The organism is Pinibacter soli (assembly GCF_029961145.1).
Lineage (GTDB): Bacteria > Bacteroidota > Bacteroidia > Chitinophagales > Chitinophagaceae > Pinibacter > Pinibacter soli.
Genome location: NZ_JASBRG010000007.1, coordinates 2,879,631 through 2,902,070 on the forward strand (window position 1 = coordinate 2,879,631; position 22,440 = coordinate 2,902,070).

Sequence of the window (22,440 nt, forward strand, 5' to 3'; positions counted from 1 at the left end):
GCTTACAATATATCTACGAGCTGCCTGTGTTACACGTACATGATTGGTTTTTCTACTTCTTCACTAATAAGGTTTTTAAGAACCTGCTGGCCCTCGTGCTGGCGCAACTTGCTTTCCAGTAAATCGGCAAAGGCCTCAAAGTAATCGATCACATCGGCCCTGTCGTTCCTCTTCAACCATCTGAAGCCTCCGGGAAGATTGCTTAATACATCTGCATCTTCCAGGTATTCAATATTGTGTATATCAGTAGGCGTTAAGCCAATAGCTTCCAATTTTGAGATCATTACATATGCTGGGGTGAGTGAGGTTTCACAAAACTCTTCAGCAATCTCTGTCCATTCCCCACGTGTAGTATGCGCATAACTCAGAATTTCTTCTTTCGTTAGCGAAGTCACTACCTGCAGCAAGTTGCCGCAATTACATCCGCCATGATGTCCCCATGCATAATATGCACCATTGCGAAGGCGGGAAGCCGTTTCCCGCAAGGACTCGATCAGTTTTTTATTTGCACATGCCATAACCACCTCTTTTTATAAATAACAACCATAAGTTACGAAATGTTGCGCATGTTTATTACTTTACCACCCATCCTTATCATTTTGCCTCTGTCGAATTCCTTTTGTATAAACACAGCCGTTAATTAATTTTAGAAACTAAAAAATTGAAAATGAAGTATTTACTAGGACTACTGCTGTCAGTAACCTCCCTTGCCCTTACAGCCCAGGAAAACCCGTTATGGATGCGCTACCCTGCGATCAGCCCGGATGGAAAAAACATTGCATTCGGCTATAAAGGGGATATTTATGTTGTCCCGGCATCTGGCGGAACCGCTATCCCGCTTACCATTCACGAAGCACAGGACATGATGCCTGTATGGAGCCACGATGGAAAATCAATTGCTTTTGCCAGTGACCGTTATGGGAATTTTGATGTATTCATTATGCCAGCTACAGGAGGTGTTCCTATTCGCCTGACTTACAACAGCGCCGGAGATTACCCTTATGATTTTTCACCTGACGACAAAAAGGTACTTTTCGGTAGCTCTCGTATTGTACCTGCAAGCGACATTCTGTTCTACAGCCCTCGTTTTTTTCAAAATCTTTACAGCGTAAATGCGAAAGGCGGCCGTGCTCTGCTGATCAGTGCAGGTGGTTTTGAAAATGCCCATTACAACAATGCCGGAACGCAGATCGTGTTCCAAGATAGAAAGGGGTACGAAGATCCATGGCGCAAACACCAGACGTCTTCTGTATGCCGGGACATATGGATAATGGATGTAGATAAAAAAACATTCGCGAAAAAAAGTACTCACCAGGGTGAGAATCGTGAACCTTTGTTTAGCAGCGATAATCAATCAATTTATTATTTAAGTGAAAATGGCGGCAGCCAAAATTTGTATAAGATGCCGATAGCGGCGGGAGCTACCGAGCAAAAACTCACTGATTTCAAAACGCATCCCGTTCGTCATTTGAGCGAAAGCAAAGACAACACTCTTTGCTTTACTTACAATGGGGAGATCTATACATTGAAAGAAGGAAGTGCTGCTGCAAAAGTGAATATTCAGATCAACAATGATGGCAGACAAGGAATAGAAAAAAATCTTCCAGTTAGCGGAAATGTTACAGAGTTTGCATTATCTCCCAATGGAAAAGAAGTGGCGTTTGTAAGCAGAGGTGAAGTTTTTGTAACGAGCGTAGACGGCACGCAAACAAAGAGAATAACCAACACACCACAACAAGAGCGTATGGTGCAGTGGAACCCTGATGGAAGAAGCGTTATCTATGCCGCTGAACGAAACAACAGCTGGGACATTTACAGCACATCGATCGTGAACAAAGATGAGCCCTATTTCTTCGCTTCTACTGTGCTGAAAGAAGAGCCACTGATTGCAACCGCTGCAGAAGAATTTCAACCGAAATATTCTCCTGACGGAAAAGAGATCGCCTACGTGGAAGAGCGCAATATTTTGAAAGTTTACAATATTGCTTCAAAACAATCGAGAACAGTTTTGCCTAAGGGCCGCAATTATTCTTACAGTGATGGTGACTGGAACTTTAATTGGAGTCCAAACAGCCAGTGGCTGGTAAGCGATGACCAGGAAGGTCATTGGTTCACTTCGAACGTTGCCCTTTTAAAAGCTGACGGCAGCAATGGCATTCAACATCCGCTGACAAGTGGCTTTGGACAAGGCAATGTGAAATGGAACTGGAACGGAAAAGCATTAAGCTGGGTAAGCGCAAAAGAAGGCCGTAAATCGTTAGCTATGCAAGGCAGTCGCGAGGTAGATATTTATGTTGGCTTCTTTGATCAGGACCAATATGACAGATTCAAATTGAGCAAAGATGATTTTACATTATTGAAAGAAAAAGAAGACAAAGAGAAAGCTGAAAAAGAAAAGGCTGAAAAAAATAAAACCGCAGATGCTCATGCACCAACCAAGGTTGGCCCTTCGCACAAAGACACAGCCACATCTCTGAAGACCTGGAATCCTGACATCGACAACATGGAAAACCGTGTAGCGAAATTAACCATCAACAGCTCTACTGTTTCCGACTATGCAGTTAGTCCTGATGGCGAAAAAGTTTATTACCTGTCAGCATTTGAAAAAGGCTTTGATCTGTGGGTAACTGAGCCCAGAACACATGAAACAAAAGTGTTGGCCAAGCTCGGTGGCACACAAAGTGGCATTGAAATGAGCAAAGATGGCAAAGCGGTCTTTGTATTGAATAAAGGCTCAATTGTAAAAGTAGACGAAAATGGGAAAGTTAGTCCTATCGGCATAAATGCAGACATGGTGTTGAACCAGGCAGAAGAGCGTGCTTATATTTACAATCACGTTTGCCGCCAGGTGCAAAGGAAATTTTATGACACCTCGCTACACAAAGTTGACTGGAAGATGATGACCAGCAACTATGCCCGCTTCCTGCCACACATCAGTAACAACTACGACTTCCAGGAATTGCTAAGTGAACTGCTGGGTGAGCTAAACGCCTCACACACCGGTGGACGCTACAGCCCAATGAATCCAACCGGCGATGCAACTGCTGCGTTGGGTTTGATCTATGATGAAACTTACACCGGCAAAGGCATCAAAATTTCCGAAGTAATTGCAGGAGGTCCATTTGATAAATCTTACAGCAAAATAAAGAACGGAACGATCATTGAAAAGATAGATGGTACGCCGGTGACAGACAGCATTGATTTTGCTTCATTTCTTAACCGCAAAATGGACAAAAACATTTTACTCGACCTTTCAGATGGCGCCAATGCACACTGGCAAGAAACTGCTAAACCAATTTCTTTTGGAGAAGAAACGGCGCTGATGTACAAACGCTGGACAAAAAAAATGGAATCCATGGTGGACAAACTAAGCGATGGTAAAGTTGGCTATGTGCACGTGCAAGGTATGAACGACGCTAGTTTCCGCAATACGTTTGACGCAGTGCTTGGAAAAAACTATAATAAAAAAGCATTGATCGTTGATACAAGATTTAATGGCGGCGGTTGGCTGCACGATGATCTTGCGACTTTCTTAAGCGGCAAACGTTATCTCGATTTTGCGCCGCAAGGTAATCGTCTTAACGATGGAGAACCAATGGGTCGCTGGACAAAACCAAGTTGTGTTCTTATGAGCGAGGGCAACTATAGTGATGCATTTATTTTCCCTTACGTTTACAAACAAAATGGCATTGGCAAACTAATAGGCATGCCTGTTCCCGGCACTGGTACTGCAGTTTGGTGGGAGACGCAAATTGACCCAACAATCGTGTTCGGTATTCCGATGGTAGCCACTATCGGCAAAGAAAACCGGCCAACCGAAAACCTGCAACTGGAGCCAGATATCAAAGTGCCTTTGCCTTATGAAGATTTCCTTAATGGCAAGGATGTGCAGATTGAGGCTGCGGTGAGAGAGATGTTGAAGGAGATTGGAGGAACTGCCGCTAATTAAGAATTAGGAATTAAGAATTCGTTAGGTCGATCTTTGAGCACTAAAAATAAGAACCTTAACGAAAGTCTACAATAAAGAAGGATGCCGCATTCATAGTTGAGTGCGGCATCTTCTTTATGCTCGATTAAAAATTACTCTGACATACCAGCAACAATTCTTAATTCTTAATTCCTAATTCTTAATTGTCACCTAATGAATTTCCCAATTACAGGAAGCTTCTGAAACTCTTTCTTTTCTACTCTCAGAATAAAACCGATGTAGCCCAGAAGCAGAATGGTTCCAAACGCCATGCTTGCTATTTTGTTTGGTACAAAGAAATAGAACAGTTGTTGTATGAAATAAAGCAGCACAACAATCACGATGTAAGCCACAAGTTTTTTCCATGCATACGGAACAGGATATTCTTTTTGTCCCCATATAAATGAAATGATCATCATGGTGCCGTAGCATATGCAGGTTGCCCACGCACAAGCTACATAGCTGAAACGCGGAACAAAGAAATAGTTGATCAAAAGTGTAATGGCTGCACCAATGATGGTGATGTACGCCCCTGCCATGGTGCGATTGCTCAATTTGTACCAAATAGAAAGATTGTAGTAAATGCCCAGGAACATATTGGCAAGCAATAATACAGGCACTACCTTCAGGCCTTGCCACAGGACCGGGTTGCGGATAAAGTATTTCCAGATTTCCAGATAAAGCACCACTACGAGGAACATCACACAAACCGTGATGACAAAAAACTTCATTACACGGGCATATGTTTTTTGTGCGTTGCCAGCCTCCGCCTGTTTAAAAAAGAAAGGCTCGGCACCCATTCTAAATGCCTGCACAAAAAGCGTTATCAACAAAGAAAGTTTATAGCAGGCGCTGTAAATTCCTACATCAAGCTTTTTGGCCTCCGGCGTTAATGAAGGCGACCACCAGTCAAGCATAATACGGTCGAATGTCTCATTAATTACACCACCAAAGCCAACGAGGATCAATGGTGATGAGTATTTCATCATTTCTTTCCAAAGACGGAAATCAAATTTCCATGAAAAAGAAAAAAATGTTTTCGACAGCAGTAAAAAAGTGGCAGCAGATGATATAAGGTTGGCAACAAGATAATAAGCAACACTTGCATCCTCTCTATAAAAAATTGAAATGGGATGGTGTGGATTTGCTTTTTTAAATGCCGGTATAACAGACAGAAACAGTACAACAAACCCTATGTTGATAAGAATGCCGGAAATACGAATTGCAGCATATTTCATGGGCCTTCCTTCAAACCTTAATTTGGCAAAGGGCAGCGTAGATAAAGTGTCGATTGAGATGATCGCTATACTTAATGTAAAGTATTCCGGATGATTTTTTATGTTGAGCAGCGTGGCAATGCCATTTCGCCCCGCAAACATGATCAATGCAAGCGTCGCAGTAGAGATAATGATGGAAAGACAACTGGTACTGTACACCTGCCCTTTGTACTGCTCTTTCTGCATAAAACGAAAGAAAGCCGTTTCCATTCCATAAGTAAAAATTACAGTAAAAAATGGAATCGCGGCATACATGATACTCATTTCACCGTAATCAACTCCGGTCATTATCCCGGTAAGGTATGGTGTAAGCAAATAACCTAGAAACCTTGCTGCTATGGAACTGGCGCCGTACCAGAAGGTTTGCGATGCCAGGGATTTTAGACTACTCAAATCATCTGTTGTTTTAGCAAATTTAAAAATTCCGAACAGAATGCCGAGGTCGCGTCTTCACGAATGCCGTGGTTTGTGTCTCTACAAACCACCAACCAATTGGTGAATGGTTCGTGAAGACACGAACCACGGCATTCAGCATTGCCATTCAGAGCACCGAAGGTAAATATTGCCAGCGAAATGCCATTTATAAAAAAATTTAAAAAACAGGTATACATACCTGTTTACTTTGTGGAAAGTATTACCTATTTTGTATTAATTGATTACGGTCCAGCTACTTGCCTCTTTTCCATTATAGGTAGATTCTGCTAAAGACAGTTGTTGGTTGATAGTTGTTGGTTGTTAGATAAGACAGCCCATTTGACCCAACACTAATAACTATCAACTAACAACTAAATCGACTATTGCTTGCCAATTAAAGGGCGTTTATTCTCAACACATATATTGTCTAACCTTAAAAAAAACTGATCTGCCATGAGAATTGCAATTACACTGGCATTACTATGCCTGCTAGTGCTTCAGCAGCATGTTGCCATTTGTCAAACACGGCTCATTACCGGTACAGTTAAAGACCCCAAAAGTGGTCCTGTGCCATTTGCCACGGTTCATCAAAAAGGAACATCAAGATCCGCCAGCACAGATGAAAAAGGAAACTTCAGGATTGAAGTGGCCGGGAATAATCCTGTTCTGGAAATTTCGTCTTCCGGTTTTTCCACGCAGGAAATAAACCTTACGTCTGGCAATTCTTACAATGTCGTTTTACAACAAGGAGGAAATTTGTCTGAGGTTGTTGTAACGGCGCTTGGCATTACCCGCAAAGAGCGATCCATTGGGTATTCCACGCAACAAATAAGCGGCGAGAATCTTACTGTTGCCAAAGAGCAAAACGTACTCGGTTCTCTTGCAGGTAAAATTTCCGGTGTGCAACTTTCCGGATCCTCTGCCGCAAGTATGGGTGGCACCCAAAAAATCCAGCTGCGTGGCGTAAATTCAATCACAGGTGAAGGAGAACCATTGATCATTGTAGATGGAACGCCTATTTCCAACAGCAACTATGCAGTTAAAAACGGACGTGACTATGGCGATATCGCGCAAGATATCAACCCTGACGACGTTGAATCTATCAACGTACTGAAAGGCCCTGCTGCAGCTGCTTTGTACGGACTGCGCGGCCAATACGGCGCCATTATGATCACGACAAAAAAAGGAAGCAAGAACAAAAAACCAACTGTAAACTTCAGCTCGTCCTTCACTTTGGATAAGGCTGGAAATTATATGCCGTTGCAAGACATTTACGGAGCGGGCTCCAGCTTAAATTTCCCTACCATTAATATAAACGGAGTTTCAACAAAATATGTTGATGGAACATGGGATGAAAGCTGGGGACCAAAAATGGACGGAACTCCTGTAAGACATCAATACAGCTTCTACCCTGCCGATCCCGACTTCGGAAAAGCGACGCCGTTCGTGCCGCAGCCAGATAACATCAAACAATATTTTGAAACCGGGCACACGATCAACAACAGCATATCATTTGCCGGAGGCGGAGAAAATACAAGCTTCCGTTTGTCTTATAACAACACCACCATCAAGGGTATTGAGCCAAACACCTGGTTAAGAAGAAATAATCTTGGCCTGAATGGAAGCATTAACGTGTTATCCAACCTAAGTATTTCTGCAAATATCAACTATGCAAATAACAGTGCTCAAAGGCCCTCGCAGGGTTACCAGGCATTGGGTTCGAGAAATATGTATCAGTGGTTCGAGCGTAACCTTGATATGAACAGACTTAAGCAGTACAAATATTCTGACGGCACATTCTATCAGTGGAACGTGAACGATCCTAATGATGACGGCATTTACGAAGACATGATACCGATCGACTGGAACAATCCTTATTTTGATGCGTACGAAAATCCTGCGCACGATTCCCGCGACAGATTGTTTGGAAATATTGGCGCGACTTACACGATTATTCCGGGCCTGCAGGTTAGCGGTTTTATAAGGCAGGATAACTACACACAAAACATTGATAAGCGAAATGCAGAAGGTGGCAGAGGAACACCAAGTTTTTCTATTGGGAAATATGAAAACAAAGAAAACAACTACGAGTTCCTGGCGCAGTATAATAAAGAGTTCGGCAAGTTTTCTGTTGCAGCAGCATTGGGTGGAAATATTTTGAAACAGAATTATTCTTATCTGTACCAGCAAACCGTTGGAGGGCTTGTTACTCCAGGCTTTTATAACATTTCGAATTCCCTGGAAAGACCAAACGTTGAAAATTACCTGAGAAAAAAAGAAGTGAGAAGCGCTTATGGTTCGGTAACATTGGGTTATAACAACACTTACTTTTTAGATGCGAGTCTGCGCCGAGATATTTCTTCAACGCTTCCTTCGGAAAACAATGCATACGTATATCCATCAGTGTCTGCAAGTGTTGTCTTCAGCGAATTGCTGAAATGGCAACCGCTTTCTTATGGTAAAGCACGTTTGAGTTTTGCGCAAGCGGGAGCAGATCTGCAGCCATACAAAACAACTTCATTTTATAATCTTGGTTCACCGTACAATGGAAATTTTCCTGAGTATGTGCCTGACAGCCTTTCCAACGGATCATTGGAACCCTCTCTCTCTACGGCTTATGAAGCGGGGCTTGACCTTCGTTTTTTCAAGGACCGCTTAGGCATTAGCGCCACTTATTATCACCAGGAAAACAAGAAGGCCATTCTTGATCTTGATATTTCCGGAGCGAGCGGTTATCAAACTTATGTGATCAATGCGGGAAATATTCAGAACAAGGGGTTGGAATTATCGCTGAATGCCATTCCTGTAAAAACAAAAAACACAAACTGGAGCACTACTATCAACTATGCGTATAACAAGAACAAAATACTGGAGCTGTATCCAGGTTTGAATTCTTTGCTGCTCGATCAAAATACCTATGCCAGAGTAAGCATGTATTTGCTGGCAAATGTTGGCGAGCCATTCGGAACCATTATTGGCAATGGCTACAAACGCGATCCGAAAACAGGAAAGATCTTACTGGGCACAAACAACATGCCGCTGTATGAAACAGGTCATAATCTTGGTACAGCCGTTCCAAAATTCACAGGAGGATGGACGAATACTGTGACATGGAAAAACTTTGACTTTGCAGCGAATATCGATTTTCAAAGCGGTGGAAAATTTATCAGCTGGACAAGAATGCTTGCTGTTAAAAGCGGGCAAGCTGCAGAAACTGCTGCGATGAATGATAAAGGAAAAAATATACGCGACCCACTGGCGGACGGAGGTGGTTTCAAAATAGAAGGCATTTCGGCAGCAAGCGGCCAGGACGTTACTGCCTACGTTTCTGCAAGAACTTATTACAGAAATACCATCGGCACACAAGTGTATGAAGAGTGGGTCTATGATGCTTCCTACATTAGAATGAGAGAGTTGCGCCTCGGCTACACATTTGCAAAAGCTAATTATGCAAAGCTTCCATTCAGAAGCATCAACATTGCGTTCATCGCAAGAAATCCTTTCATGATATGGCAGAAGGCTCCCAAAGGTGTGAATCCTGCAGAACTGGCTACCGGCGCTTCTTCGCTGAACTGGCTGGAGACCGGACAGCTGGCTACTGTTCGTTCCTATGGTTTAAATCTTAACGTTAATTTTTAAACAGCACATCATGAAAAACTATTTAATCTATATACTTTTCTTCACAGCCCTAAGTGTAATACAATCGGGTTGTACCAAATTTTCGGATGATATCAATGTCAATCCCAATGCTCCCACCAATGCTTCCAATGCTCAGTTGTTAACTTATGCCATCAATCACTTAACCGATGAAATTGAATCATCTTATGGCATGCTGTATTCGCAACATTGGTCCGAACTTCCTTACACAGACAACTCGCGATACACAGTGGTGAGTTTTGATTTTTATGACATCTATTCAGAACCGCTGGAGAATCTGTATACCATTCTTAACGCGAAAAGCTACAACGTGAACGAAGGTTCTGAGGCAAATCAAAAAGCGGTTGCCAGAATTTTGAAGGCTTATTATTTCTGGCAAATGACAGACAGATGGGGCGATATTCCTTACACCAAGGCATTGAAAGGAAAAGACAATCTTACTCCTACTTACGATAAGCAGCAGGATATTTATAATGATCTGTTTAAAGAATTAAAAGAAGCGGCTGCGCAAATTGACAACGGCAATGCCGTAACAGGCGATGTTTTGTATGATGGAGCCATGAATAAATGGCGAATGTTTGCCAACTCTATACGCATGATCATGGCGCTGCGATTATCCAAAGTTGACGCAACAACAGGCAAGGCCCAATTTAACGATGCAATGCAGGCAGGGGTGTTTACTGACAACAGTCAGAATGCTGTGTATGCCCATTTGCCGGAGGCGAATTATGAGAACTACTGGTATTATGTGGATGTAGTGCAAAACCGCAAATGGTATTGGACAAGCGCCACATTGGTTAACTATATGAAGCCGCTTAACGATCCACGCCTGCCAACATTTGCAGAAAAGAACAGCCATGGAGATTATGCCGGTGTTCCTTATGGCCTCGACGGAGATGCGATTGCACTTATTAAAACCGCAGATGTATCATATACAGGATTGCATATTCGCGCACAAAATGCACCAACATTCATTGTCACTTATGCGGAACTCTTGTTTGCAGAGGCAGAAGCTGCAAAGATTGGCTGGATCAGCGGAGGTGATGCCAATGCCGCCACCTATTACAACAAAGCGATCGAAGCTTCTGTAAGGCAATGGAACAGGAGCTATTTGAAGGAATATAATCCAAGCGGCAATCCACCGGAAAAGAACTATAACCCTGCCGATAAAGGCGACACTACCGGCCTTGGTGCATTGATGGCGCAACCTTCTGTGAAATACAATGCAACAGATGCACTCAAACAAATCGGTTATCAAAAATGGGTGCACCTCTATACAAATGGATATGAAGCCTGGGCCGAATGGAGAAGAACCGGTTATCCAACTTTGTCGCCCGCGCCTAACAACAACAACATTGCCATTCCACGCAGGCAAGCTTATCCAACCACTGAGCAAACCATCAACGGCACTAATTATAAAGCTGCCGTTGCACAACAATCCGGCTTAAATGGCAAAGATGATTTGACTGGCAAGGTTTGGTGGGACAAGTAGCGGGGAATTAATAATTAAAAATAAATAGGGTTACATTCCTTACAGGATGTAACCCTATTTTAGAAACAGATGATTAGTTTATATCAGCGAGGCCCTAGCACAAAGCCATCTTCATGAGGCTACTCTAACGAATTTCGTACATCGTACTTCGTACACAATTACACTCAAGAAGTTATTGATTTTAAAACAGCATTTGGTCATTCGCGCCCCGGGACGGCTTCTTACCCAAATGCTCATACGCTTTGGCGGTTACTTCGCGGCCGCGCGGCGTTCTCTGAATGAAGCCTTCCTGGATTAAGAATGGTTCGTACACTTCTTCGAGGGTGCCGGGCTCTTCGCCAACAGCAGTGGCGATAGTGGAGATGCCGACAGGACCACCTTTGAATTTTTCAATGATCGTGTTGAGGATGCGATTGTCCATATCATCTAAACCGTATTCATCTACATTCAGAGCTTTCAATGCATGTTGCGTAATACCCAGATCAATTTGTCCATCGTTTAACACTTGCGCAAAATCACGCACACGTCGAAGCAGCCCATTGGCGATACGAGGTGTGCCGCGGCTTCTGCGTGCTATTTCCCCAGCAGCATCAGATGTGATGGCCGTATTTAAAATACCGGCAGCTCGTTCGATGATTTTCTTAAGCGTTGCCGCATTATAATATTCAAGTCTTGATTTAATGGCAAACCTTGACAATAAAGGAGCAGTTAGCAAACCGCTTCTTGTAGTGGCACCAATCAATGTAAAAGGATTCAACGTAAGTTGTATACTTCTTGCGTTGGGGCCGCTATCGATCATAATATCGATGCGGTAGTCTTCCATTGCAGCATACAAATATTCTTCCACAACAGTGCTCAAACGATGTATCTCATCAATAAACAAAACATCGTTTGGCTCGAGGTTAGTAAGCAATCCGGCAAGATCGCCCGGCTTTTCAATTACAGGTCCGGATGTCTCTTTAATGTTTACTCCCAATTCATTCGCCACAATCCTCGACAATGTTGTTTTACCCAATCCCGGAGGGCCGTGAAACAACACGTGGTCCAATGCCTCACCGCGTATTTTGGCGGCTTTGATGAAGATCTTGAGATTTTCAATTGCCTGCGGCTGACCCGAAAATTCGGCAATCTGCTTCGGCCTTATATTGTTCTCAAACTCTTTCTCGGCAGCGGACAGCTGCGATTTATCGTTATTTAAAATGGGATTTGACATTGATGCAAATATAGATCGATTTGGGATTAGGGATCGGAAATTTGAGATTTTAGATTTGATGGCTCACAGATGACGCAGATTAGACTGATTTGCACGGATGTTTGAATGAAGATACTAGCAGACTCAAACTAGTGAAACTCACCAGAACTCAAAATAAAGAGGCTTCGACGAACCGCGACTGACATCAAAAACCAGTGTCAGGCTAAGCTTGCCGAAGCCTCGTTAAACATATTGAATGACGTCAATTACTTCGAACATCGACACCAATCTCAAATATCAAATTTCAAATCTCTAATCATTATTTCTCCCTCACACTTACAGATATGTGCCTATCCATCTTTCTTTCCTCGTCCGAAGCATCAGCAGCGGCTTTCGCATACATTGATCCATAGCCTTCTCCGCCCAGCAGTTGGGCACCTTTTGCACCCGCAGCTTTAATAGCATCCGAAGTGGATTTTGCCCTGTCGGTAGACAATTTCATGTTTGCAGTGCTGTCGCCTGTCTTATCAGTATAACCACCAATTTTGATTTTCACTTTTGGATAAGCTTTTAAAATAGCGGCGATGTTGTTGATCTGCTTTTGGCTCTCAGGAGTAATTTTTGCGCTCCCTGTTTCAAAGTTCAGGTCGTCAAAATCGAACCAAACATCTTTGCCTGGTTGCGAATTCGGATCATTGAGGAAGGCAACCAATTTATCTTCTATACCACCTTTCCATGCGTCCAGTTCAGTACCATCAGGCAACTTTACTTTTAGTGATTCTCGTGCAGGAGGCATCACGACAGTAGTGGTTGTATCTGGTTTCACAACATTTGTTGTGTCAGGCGGCGGAGGCGGAGGCGGTACATTTTTGTTACAACCGCGCATCAGGTACCATAACAATGCTATCAACACGATAGCAATCAATAACCACAGCAACCAGTTAGTGCCGGATTTTTCAGTAGGCGGCAAACTCGCATTGTAAGTAGTATCGGCCGGCCTCATCGTTTTACCAAGAGTTGGTAGTGTGAACCCTGCAGGTAATGCATTCATTATATCCTGTTTTTGCGAACCGAGCCAATTCGTAAGACCACTTGCGGACAGATTATTACTCGTTGCTTCCCTGCCGATAAACCCCAATGCTATCGGAGCGATGGCGCTCATAATGGTTGTGGCGGTAGATGATTTTATGCCGGAAAAATTGGAGATAAGATTTCCGATCACACCGCTGTTATTTCCAAATATGCTGGTTATAAATGAAGATCCCGTGCTAAGCAAACTGCTTCCAGCGCCAGAGAAAAGATTTTCCGGCGCCTCCGGCATCCCGGAAGCAGCCGCCTGTTTGGCCGCATTTAAAAGGTTGCTGCCACCATCGGCCTGCGCATTGCCTATAATGCCGGCTAATATTGCGGGTATACCTGCATTTACGGCTTTGCTCACCGCAACATTGTTTTCTCCCAATAGCCCGGCGGCTTTACTTATAAAGTCGCTGTGAAAATAGTTTTTTACTGAATCGAGAAGACTGAATGCCATGATGTTGTTTTTTTAATTTTAAGAAATGAGATCAAAATAGCTACAGGACAAAGTCTTCGAAGGGAGGACAGTGTAAACGAAGTAGAACAAATTAATGAGATAAGAGTTCAATAGTGAATAGTCAATCGTGAATGTGGCCTCTGGTCTGGCTCCGAAACAGTAACCAAGCTGCATTCACGTTTCACGATGCACCTGTCACTACTGCAAACTCTGTTCCCTGCCAATTTAATTATTGCGTAATGTTCACTTAATTATTCGGTAATAATGGTGAGATACTTTTGTACTGCTCTTATTTACTTGTTGTGTTAATCAAATGGTTTTAATTGAGCAAAGAATAGAATTTTCTCATGCAGTTTCCGCTTCATGTCTATGAAGCGGTTTTTTTTATTAATTGAAAATGGAAAGTTGAAAGTTGAAAATTAAGCTGGACACCCATTTTCAACTTTCAACTTTCCATTTTCAATTAACTACAGGTCTTTCTTTTTTTCCAGCGTAAAACCTATAGTCGTTCCCACGTCTGGCGTACTGCGTACATGCATTGCCTGTCCGTGAGCTTCTATGATGTGCTTGCAAATAGCGAGGCCAAGGCCGGCGCCTCCTTTGTCGCGGCTGCGACCTTTATCTGTGCGGTAAAATCTTTCAAAAATGCGTGGCAGGTGTTCTTTTTCAATACCAATCCCGTCGTCGCTTATTTCTACCAAAACCCGGTCGCCTTCAGTTTTATACACGCTGGCAACAATATTGCCCTCTATTTTTCCGTATTTACGGGCATTGTCTATGAGGTTTATAAGCACTTGCCTTACTTTTTCCTTGTCCGCAAAAACCGTTACCGGTGCTTCGCAACCTTTTTTAATGCTCGTGCGAATATGCTTTTCGGTCAACTTAATGGACAGAGATTCATACAGCTCTTTTATAAGATCCTGTATAACAAAGTTTTGCTTGTACAATATTTGCTCGCCTCTTTCCAGCTTGGAAATTTCATCCAGGTCGTTCATAAGGTGCACCAGACGCTCAACGTTGCGTGCGGTATTTTCAAGAAATCTTTTTCTAACGTCGGGATTCTCCATCGCTCCGTTTAAAAGCGTATCTACATACCCCTGGACAGCGAAAATGGGAGTCTTGAATTCATGGGCCAGGTTTTGCAAAAACTCCTTCCTGTAAGCTTCGTTTTTCTTAAGGATTTCAATCTCATCACTTTTTTGTGCCGCCCATTTCTCCACGTCCTCGCTTACTTCGTCAATGCTTTTGTGGGGAATGATGTATTTGTAGTAAACCTCTTCCTTTTTGCTGGCTTTCGTTTGATAAATAAACTTGTAAATCAGCTTGATCCTCCGGTAAATGAACTGTTGCAGAAAAAACAGTATGAGAAAATACGCGACCGTATAAAGTATGATAAGGGTAAGCAAAGCCACCCACCAACTGCCAATAAAGATGAAGTTGGCAATAGCCACCAATATTGATATAGACGCCGCGTTGATAGCAGCTATTTGACGGGGGGATAAGTTTTTTGTTGAAAGCATTCTGAATTGAAAAAGTAAAAATTCAAAAGTAAAAATTCAAAAAGAAAGTCACACTGCGCCTGGTGGTTTTTGACTTTTAAATTTTTACTTAAAGAGGTAATTTATTGAAGATCAAACTTGTAACCAACTCCTTTTACAGTGGTAATACAATCCAGACCCAATTTCTGACGCACTTTTCTGATGTGTACGTCGATGGTTCTGTCACCCACAATAACTTCATTTCCCCAGATCTGGTTCAAGATTTCATTTCTAAGAAAAACTCGTCCTGGTTTTGAAGCGAGTAAGTACAACAATTCAAATTCTTTCTTCGCCAATGTAATTTCCTCTTCGCCCACTTTTACTATAAATCTCACAGGGTCAATAACTATTTTATCTATTGTCAATACACCAGCACCATTTTCATCAATCGGTTTGCTTACTCTTCTGAAAAGCGCATTTACCCTGCTCAGCAGTAATTTCGGGCTTATTGGCTTATTCACATAATCGTCCGCACCTTTCTCGAAACCTTTTACCTGAGAAGATTCGTCGCTTAGTGCAGTAAGGAAAATGATCAGCGTTTCTTTAAAATTTGGCTGCGACCTCAAAATCTCACACACTTCCACACCTGTTTTCTTTGGCATCATAATGTCAAGAATAATAAGGTCCGGTTTAACCAGTTTCGCCTTGTTCAAAGCATCATCTCCATCTTTCGCGGTGTACACGTTGTAGCCTTCTCCTTCCAGATTATATCCAATGATTTCCAATATATCCGGCTCGTCATCAGCTATAAGTACCTTTTTTCCTTTGGATTCCATTTAACAATTTGTTTACGCAAAGTTAATTTACGTCTTAATGCATAAATTACGAATTCGATTATGAAATTGTTAAGCTACAAGTAAATCGGGCCTGTATTACCTTAATGTTAAGGCAGGTATATTTATTGATAGTATTTTTGCTAATAATTGGAAGCCGTTAGTTATGAATAAATTAATCGCCCTGGTCCTTAGCTTGGCATTACTACAAAATGCAGACGCACAAAACTACCCTGTTGATAAACGACGGGTCCTTTTTCATGATGCAGTAGACAAGTATCAGAAAAAAGTATACTCACTTGACGGGAAAGCCGATTCTACTATAATGATTGCCCGGGATGAAACCGTTAATCTGCAAATAGAATATGCACTGATTGATAAGGTAGATGAACTGCAGAAAACAATAGAACTGGATTCCACGCTTTCACACAATGCCAAAATCAAATATCTGCGCGGTTTGGAAATCATGCTGAAAGGATACGTTACAAATTATAAGAAGCGAGATTTCCCCGTTACCATGGCACCGGCGCTGGTAAATGGATTTGAGCAGGGAATGTTGTTGGATGCCAAGGGGCAAAGTATTGTGCCGGTGGTGAATAATAACATTTACGGCGTTGGCAAAATATTGATCGATTGCTTTATGGTACTTCCGGAAAATCCGGGAACGCAGGCTTCGAAAACTATTATCATCAGAAAATATCTGGCAAGCCATCCGGCTGAAATTTTAAATACACTTAAAACAAATACCGATCTTCCTTTCACTGATAGCTTGATCGCCGTAGCTGCACACAATGACCCGATGCGTTTGTACGACTTTGCATCGGCGCACGACAAGCTGAGCGGACGAATACATTCCAATCAAGACTCACTGGTGCAAACAATTGTACTACTATCCAAAAGCAAAAGCGGGCAGTTGTATTTTCCGTTTCTCGATATGCTGGTGAAAAACAAGATCACCATTGAGGAAATTGATAAGCAAAAGGAAAACGATATAAGCTATTATAAGTTGCTCGTAAAGACGAGGGTCGACTATGTGGGCCGCGTTATAGGACCACAAAAAGATACACCAATGGAAATGGATGCGCTTACAAAAATGATGGTAAGCAAAGCAAAAAATGCGTTCATTTCTCAAATCAATGGCTTGCACGACAGCCCTGATCCTGTGAGGTTCAAAGTGCTCGAACCGCTCAATGCACAGGAGCTTTATTATTTGTGTGTATTGGGTGAAGAAGAAATTTACACATCCAGCTATATCGGCGTATTCAAACGCATTTTTCAAAAAATGAAAGTGCCTCGCGGCGACAGCCTGATCTTAAGTGTGAATGCTGATTACTTCAGGAAGTTTATTAAAATGGCCGCTGCCTATAACACTTTGAATGATTTTCTAAAATCGATGCCGCAGGAAAATGCAACTTCATTGATGCGTGCATTTATGTTTGGCCTGGAAAAATCTGCTACTGCAAAAAACATGGAAGACGCGGTAGACGTAGCGGATTCTTACAGCAGCATTTTTGAAAAGAATAAGCAGGTGGCACAGCTGATGCTGGATGAAGCAAACTGGAACTTTACGCGTTGCCAGCGAAACAACGATAAAAACGGACAGGTAGTGTATATGCTGGAAAAGACATTGTTTGAATCTGCAGACACCAGCAAGAATATTGACCTTGCTCAAAAGCTTGGGATTCCACCGATCTACTCTGTCAATTACAATGCGTTGGTGGATGACAGTGGACGCATCGTTCAGCAGGTTTTCTTTTATGGAGATGAAGATAAGGACGGACAAAACTCTTACGCAAACTTCATGAGCCTGTTTCGTGGAAAACCGGAGTGGAGCGTCGCAGAAAATCCTAACTGGGTAACGATCAAGTCTACCAAAGGCAAACCGGTTTGGATATTTGCCAACAAACCATTGTATGGCGAAAATGATCCCGATGCAAAGGCTCAGGCTGCATTGGATCAATATCTTGATTCAAAGGACATTCACCCTACCATTTTCATACACCGTGGTCACAGCTATCACGTAAAGTATTCATTGGAGCAAATTCAGCCTTCGGCAAAAATTGTAATTCTCGGCTCTTGTGGTGGGTATAATAATTTACACGAAGTGCTTTCCATTAGCGAAGATGCACACATCATATCCTCCAAACAAGTAGGAACAAGAACAGTGAATGAACCCATTTTAGAAGAGATCAACAAAGCGATCCGTAATGGCAAAAATATCGAATGGATGAGTATGTGGGGCGACCTATCCAAACGTTTTACCGGCGAAGCCAAAAGCAGATTTGAAGACTATATTCCACCGTATAAGAATTTGGGTGCGCTGTTTATAAAGGCTTATAAGAAGCAAGTGGAAGTGGAGGAAAATTAAGAATTAAGAATTCACCAGGCCGAACATTCTATTCTACTTGCGATCAGGTTTTGAATCTGAGTTAAACATAAAAGAGGGCTGCGCTCATAATAGAATGCAGCCCTCTTTCTTTTTGTACGAAAGGTTGATCAATAATAACAAATGGTCAACTCTCGAAGAATTCTTAATTCTTAATTACTTCAAAGACGCAATATCAATCACAAACCTATACCTCACATCTCCTTTCAACATCCTCTCGTACGCTTCGTTAACATCTTGTATGTTGATGACTTCTACGTCAGCAGTGATATTTTTTTCCGCGCAGTAGTCAAGCATTTCCTGTGTTTCTTTCAACCCGCCAATCATAGAGCCAATGATACTTCTACGATTGTTCAGTAACTTAAACGCACCTACTTGCGAAGGTTGTTCAGGCAGGCCGACAACAATCAGTTTACCATTCAAAGCAAGCAAATCAAGATATTGTTCATAGCTGTGATTTGCGGAGGCTGTATCAAGAATTACATCAAAATAGTTGTGGTATTTTTTCATGCCTTCTGCATCTGTAGTCAGCGCAAAATTGTGAGCCCCTAATTTTTTCGCATCCGCTTCTTTAGATTTTGAAGTGCTTAGCATAGTTACTTCTGCGCCAAATGAAGCAGCAAATTTAACACCCATGTGACCCAAACCACCAAGGCCAACAACACCAACTTTCACTCCTTCTTTTACACCTACATAACGCAAAGGAGAGTAAGTGGTAATGCCGGCACACAACAATGGCGCTACACCTTTAAGATCTGCATTTGGGGAAATTTTCAAAGTGTATTTTTCATCTACTACAATTTGTGTTGAGTAACCACCTTGTGCTATTGTTTTTTTGTCGCGTTCGTAACCGTTGTAAGTACCGGTCATTCCTTCTACGCAATAGTTTTCGAGGTCTTGTTTGCAATGATCGCACACGCGACATGAATCTATCAATACGCCAACGCCAGCTATATCACCTACTTTGAACTTTGTTACATTCGATCCTATGTTTACCACTTTGCCCACAATCTCATGTCCTGGCACCATTGGATAAATAGAACCGCCCCACTCGTTTCTGATCTGGTGAAGATCTGAGTGACAAACACCGCAATAAAGAATTTCTATCTGAACATCATCTGGTCTAACATCTCTGCGCTCAAAATCATAAGGTGCCAAATGAGTTATGGCACTCTGCGCTGCATATGCTTTTGTTGCTATCATTGGTTGAATTTTTAAATAAACAGATGAGCAAAGATAGACCTTGGGAGAGTTGAAAAAATTGAAAATTGAAAGTTGAAAGTTAAGAGTTGTTGGCGTTGTGCACGGGAAACAAATTTTCAGGGTAGGAAACAAAAGAATAGAGGTACTATCGTGGTTCACGGTCTAATAATTTTCAACTTTCAATTTGCAATTTTCAACTCTACAATACAACCACTTTGTCCGTATACAGCTTGCCTGTTTGTTCATTCACCACTCTAATATAATAAATGCCAGAAGCAAGAGATGATGATATTTGCAATTGAAAAAGCTCGCCCTTCGCAGACGTTATTTTTTGTGATGAAATTATTTGAGATGAATTGCTGATCAGTTGAAGAGAATAAGTTCCTTCATCTTTCATTGTTACGTTTACAAAACTGCCTTTCGGTACCGGGTTGGGATAAGTTTTGAACGATGCTTTGTCGAAGGTATTGGCAGTAAATCTTTTTACTGAATCGACAACCTGCGTTAAGGTGGTTGAACGAACACTCGATACTTCGCCGACAATGTGCGAGACTTTTCCCTGGATTCCATAGCCCGTTACTACCACTTCTTTTAGTTCGACTGCTTTAGGAGTCATTTCGACGACCATATCTTTTTTGTTGGCAGATAAAACTTTTACATTTTTTGTTTCATAACCAATGGAAGAAAAAGACAATTCTACACTGTCTTTACTTATCGGAACTTTCGCGTTAATGCTGAATGTCCCATCATTTGCCGAAACTTTATACGCTTTACCGTTCAGCGAAATGCTCGCTCCTCCTAATGGCTCATTTGCTTTATTAACTACCGTTCCTGTTATGTGCAAGTTCTTGTGGGTCGCATGGTGTGCAGGTTCCTCGTCTTCCGCAGGCAGCACCATACCGACAGTTACTACCTCCTGCATATCCTGCGGCTGTGTTTTTGACTCGCATTTTGTTTGAACCTTTCCTGTTTGCGACACCGCCTTGTTGCTGAACCAAATTCCCAAACCCGCGGTCATGAACCATTTCCACAGAGATACTTTGATTCTGGCCTCTTGACTATCCAGCGGCCTATCAAGCTGATCACCACGGAAACGGCCACACGTGTTACCTTTGTGTTTGGAAAAATATTCCAGAAGTTGCTTATCGCTTAGCAGACTAAAATCAACGACATGCTTGGCGCAACTTTGGCAGAATCTGCCTTTTTCGGCGGGATCCATTTTGTTCCAATCCTCATGGCAGGGATCGGCGATTTGAAGCGTAGTTTTAGTGCTCATACGGCGTGTTTACAGTAGGATGCACGAAAGGTTGAAATTGCATAAGGCGCATAAAAAAAGCGGCTACAAGAGCCGCTTTTAAATATATCGATCTAAATATCTTATTTGTACTGAGGAATGATCTGTCTTGCCAGTTCCACCATTTTCTTGATTCCATCATCAGGTAAATTACCTTTTTTGAAATCAGTCAATACATCAGGGAATTTTGTTTCCAGTTCTGAAAGAAACTGCTGTTCAAATTCTTTCACTCTTCTTACAGGAACTTCACGCAACAAACCTTGTGTACCAAGATAGATGATCGCAACTTGTTTCTCTACAGTGTATGGAGAGTACTGAGGTTGTTTAAGGATTTCCACGTTACGTGCACCTTTGTCCAACACCAGTTTAGTAGCAGCATCAAGGTCACCCCCGAATTTAGAGAAGGCCTCCATTTCACGGTAAAGCGCCTGGTCAAGTTTTAATGTACCAGAAACTTTTTTCATTGATTTGATCTGAGCGCTACCACCCACACGGCTTACAGAGATACCTACGTTGATCGCCGGACGGATACCTGCGTTGAACAAGTTACCTTCCAGGAAGATCTGACCGTCTGTAATTGAGATCACGTTTGTAGGGATATATGCAGATACGTCACCAGCTTGAGTTTCGATAATTGGCAACGCAGTCAAAGAACCACCACCTTTTACCAAATGTTTGATCGAATCAGGAAGATCATTCATTTTTTTAGCAACGTCATCCTTGTTGATCACTTTTGCAGCTCTTTCCAGCAAGCGGCTATGCAGATAGAATACGTCACCTGGATAAGCCTCACGTCCTGGAGGACGACGAAGCAACAATGATACTTCACGGTAAGCAACAGCTTGTTTAGAAAGATCGTCATAAATGATCAATGCAGGACGACCAGTATCACGGAAGAACTCACCAATCGCAGCGCCTGCAAACGGAGCATAGAACTGCAATGCAGCTGGCTCAGATGCAGATGCAGATACGATTACGGTATAATCCATCGCACCGTTATCAGCCAATGTTTTCATCACACCGGCGATAGTAGATGCTTTCTGACCAATCGCTACATATATACAATAAACAGGTTTACCTGCTTTGAAAAATTCTTTCTGGTTGATGATGGTGTCGATCGCGATAGCTGTTTTACCAGTCTGGCGGTCACCAATGATCAACTCACGCTGACCACGACCAATTGGAATCATCGCATCGATCGCTTTAATACCCGTTTGCAAAGGCTCTTTTACCGGCTCACGGAAAATTACACCTGGTGCTTTACGCTCCAGAGGCATTTCATAACGCTCACCAGTGATCGGACCTTTACCATCGATTGGGTTACCCAAAGTGTTTACCACACGGCCAAGCAAACCTTCACCTACGTTAATAGATGCGATCAAACCTGTACGGCGCACTTTAGCACCTTCTCTGATTTCTCCTACTTCACCCATCAATACCACACCCACGTTATCTTCTTCAAGGTTCATGGCGATAGCCTGAACTCCATTATCGAACTCAACCAACTCTCCACTGCGTACATTACCCAATCCATATACACGGGCAATACCGTCACCTACCTGTAAAACGGTACCCATTTCTTCCAGGTCTGCAGCAGCGGTGAAGTTGCTCAACTGCTGCCTCAATATCGCCGATATTTCATCGGGTTTAATTTCTGCCATATCGAATGAATGTTTATGTTGTTAACTTAATTTTTAAATGTCAATCGTTAAAGGT

The 22,440-nt window shown here is 42.4% G+C and carries 13 protein-coding genes; 4 read left to right on the forward strand and 9 right to left on the reverse strand.

Features of this window, described 5'->3' with window-relative positions; translation table 11 throughout:
• Positions 1–29: 29 nt before the first annotated feature.
• Positions 30–518, reverse strand: a complete 489-nt coding sequence (locus QJ048_RS22105) for a hypothetical protein (RefSeq protein ID WP_282336615.1) — start codon at positions 516–518, stop codon at positions 30–32.
• Positions 519–667: 149 nt separating this feature from the next.
• Between QJ048_RS22105 and QJ048_RS22110 the strand changes: the two genes are divergently transcribed.
• Positions 668–3,949, forward strand: a complete 3,282-nt coding sequence (locus tag QJ048_RS22110) for a S41 family peptidase (RefSeq protein ID WP_282336616.1) — start codon at positions 668–670, stop codon at positions 3,947–3,949.
• A 185-nt stretch (positions 3,950–4,134) separates the two neighbouring features.
• Here the strand turns inward: QJ048_RS22110 and QJ048_RS22115 are convergent, their stop codons facing one another.
• Positions 4,135–5,637 carry an oligosaccharide flippase family protein gene (locus tag QJ048_RS22115; protein ID WP_282336617.1) on the reverse strand — a complete coding sequence of 501 codons (1,503 nt, stop codon included), beginning with the start codon at positions 5,635–5,637 and terminating at the stop codon, positions 4,135–4,137.
• Between the two features lie 474 nt (positions 5,638–6,111).
• On the opposite strand from QJ048_RS22115, the gene QJ048_RS22120 reads away from it, so the two are divergent.
• Both QJ048_RS22120 and QJ048_RS22125 read left to right on the forward strand, forming a co-directional pair.
• Positions 6,112–9,297, forward strand: a complete 3,186-nt coding sequence (locus QJ048_RS22120) for a SusC/RagA family TonB-linked outer membrane protein (RefSeq protein ID WP_282336618.1) — start codon at positions 6,112–6,114, stop codon at positions 9,295–9,297.
• Positions 9,298–9,307: 10 nt separating this feature from the next.
• On the forward strand, positions 9,308–10,807 hold the full coding sequence (locus tag QJ048_RS22125) for a SusD/RagB family nutrient-binding outer membrane lipoprotein (RefSeq protein ID WP_282336619.1): 1,500 nt from the start codon (positions 9,308–9,310) through the stop codon (positions 10,805–10,807).
• 181 nt (positions 10,808–10,988) lie between these two features.
• Here the strand turns inward: QJ048_RS22125 and ruvB are convergent, their stop codons facing one another.
• The 4 genes from ruvB to QJ048_RS22145 all read right to left on the reverse strand — a co-directional run bounded on the left by ruvB (position 10,989) and on the right by QJ048_RS22145 (position 15,844).
• A complete protein-coding gene (gene ruvB / locus QJ048_RS22130; RefSeq protein WP_282336620.1) occupies positions 10,989–12,020 on the reverse strand; it encodes a Holliday junction branch migration DNA helicase RuvB in 1,032 nt (343 codons plus the stop codon).
• Between the two features lie 298 nt (positions 12,021–12,318).
• Entirely contained in the window at positions 12,319–13,530 is a 1,212-nt protein-coding gene (locus tag QJ048_RS22135) for an OmpA family protein (protein WP_282336621.1), read from the reverse strand.
• A 467-nt stretch (positions 13,531–13,997) separates the two neighbouring features.
• Positions 13,998–15,050, reverse strand: coding sequence for a sensor histidine kinase (locus tag QJ048_RS22140; protein ID WP_282336622.1), 1,053 nt, complete (start codon positions 15,048–15,050; stop codon positions 13,998–14,000).
• A 101-nt stretch (positions 15,051–15,151) separates the two neighbouring features.
• Positions 15,152–15,844 carry a response regulator gene (locus QJ048_RS22145; protein ID WP_282336623.1) on the reverse strand — a complete coding sequence of 231 codons (693 nt, stop codon included), beginning with the start codon at positions 15,842–15,844 and terminating at the stop codon, positions 15,152–15,154.
• A gap of 163 nt (positions 15,845–16,007) precedes the next feature.
• On the opposite strand from QJ048_RS22145, the gene QJ048_RS22150 reads away from it, so the two are divergent.
• The gene (locus tag QJ048_RS22150) at positions 16,008–18,209 is read left to right on the forward strand and encodes a hypothetical protein (RefSeq protein WP_282336624.1); all 2,202 of its coding nucleotides are present in this window, start codon (positions 16,008–16,010) and stop codon (positions 18,207–18,209) included.
• A 174-nt stretch (positions 18,210–18,383) separates the two neighbouring features.
• On the opposite strand, the gene QJ048_RS22155 is transcribed toward QJ048_RS22150, so the two are convergent.
• The 3 genes from QJ048_RS22155 to atpA form a co-directional block, all read right to left on the reverse strand.
• Positions 18,384–19,430 carry an NAD(P)-dependent alcohol dehydrogenase gene (locus tag QJ048_RS22155; RefSeq protein ID WP_282336625.1) on the reverse strand — a complete coding sequence of 349 codons (1,047 nt, stop codon included), beginning with the start codon at positions 19,428–19,430 and terminating at the stop codon, positions 18,384–18,386.
• A gap of 199 nt (positions 19,431–19,629) precedes the next feature.
• Entirely contained in the window at positions 19,630–20,706 is a 1,077-nt protein-coding gene (locus tag QJ048_RS22160; protein ID WP_282336626.1) for a carboxypeptidase-like regulatory domain-containing protein, read from the reverse strand.
• Between the two features lie 101 nt (positions 20,707–20,807).
• The gene (atpA, locus tag QJ048_RS22165) at positions 20,808–22,385 is read right to left on the reverse strand and encodes a F0F1 ATP synthase subunit alpha (RefSeq protein WP_282336627.1); all 1,578 of its coding nucleotides are present in this window, start codon (positions 22,383–22,385) and stop codon (positions 20,808–20,810) included.
• Between the last annotated feature and the right edge of the window lie 55 nt (positions 22,386–22,440).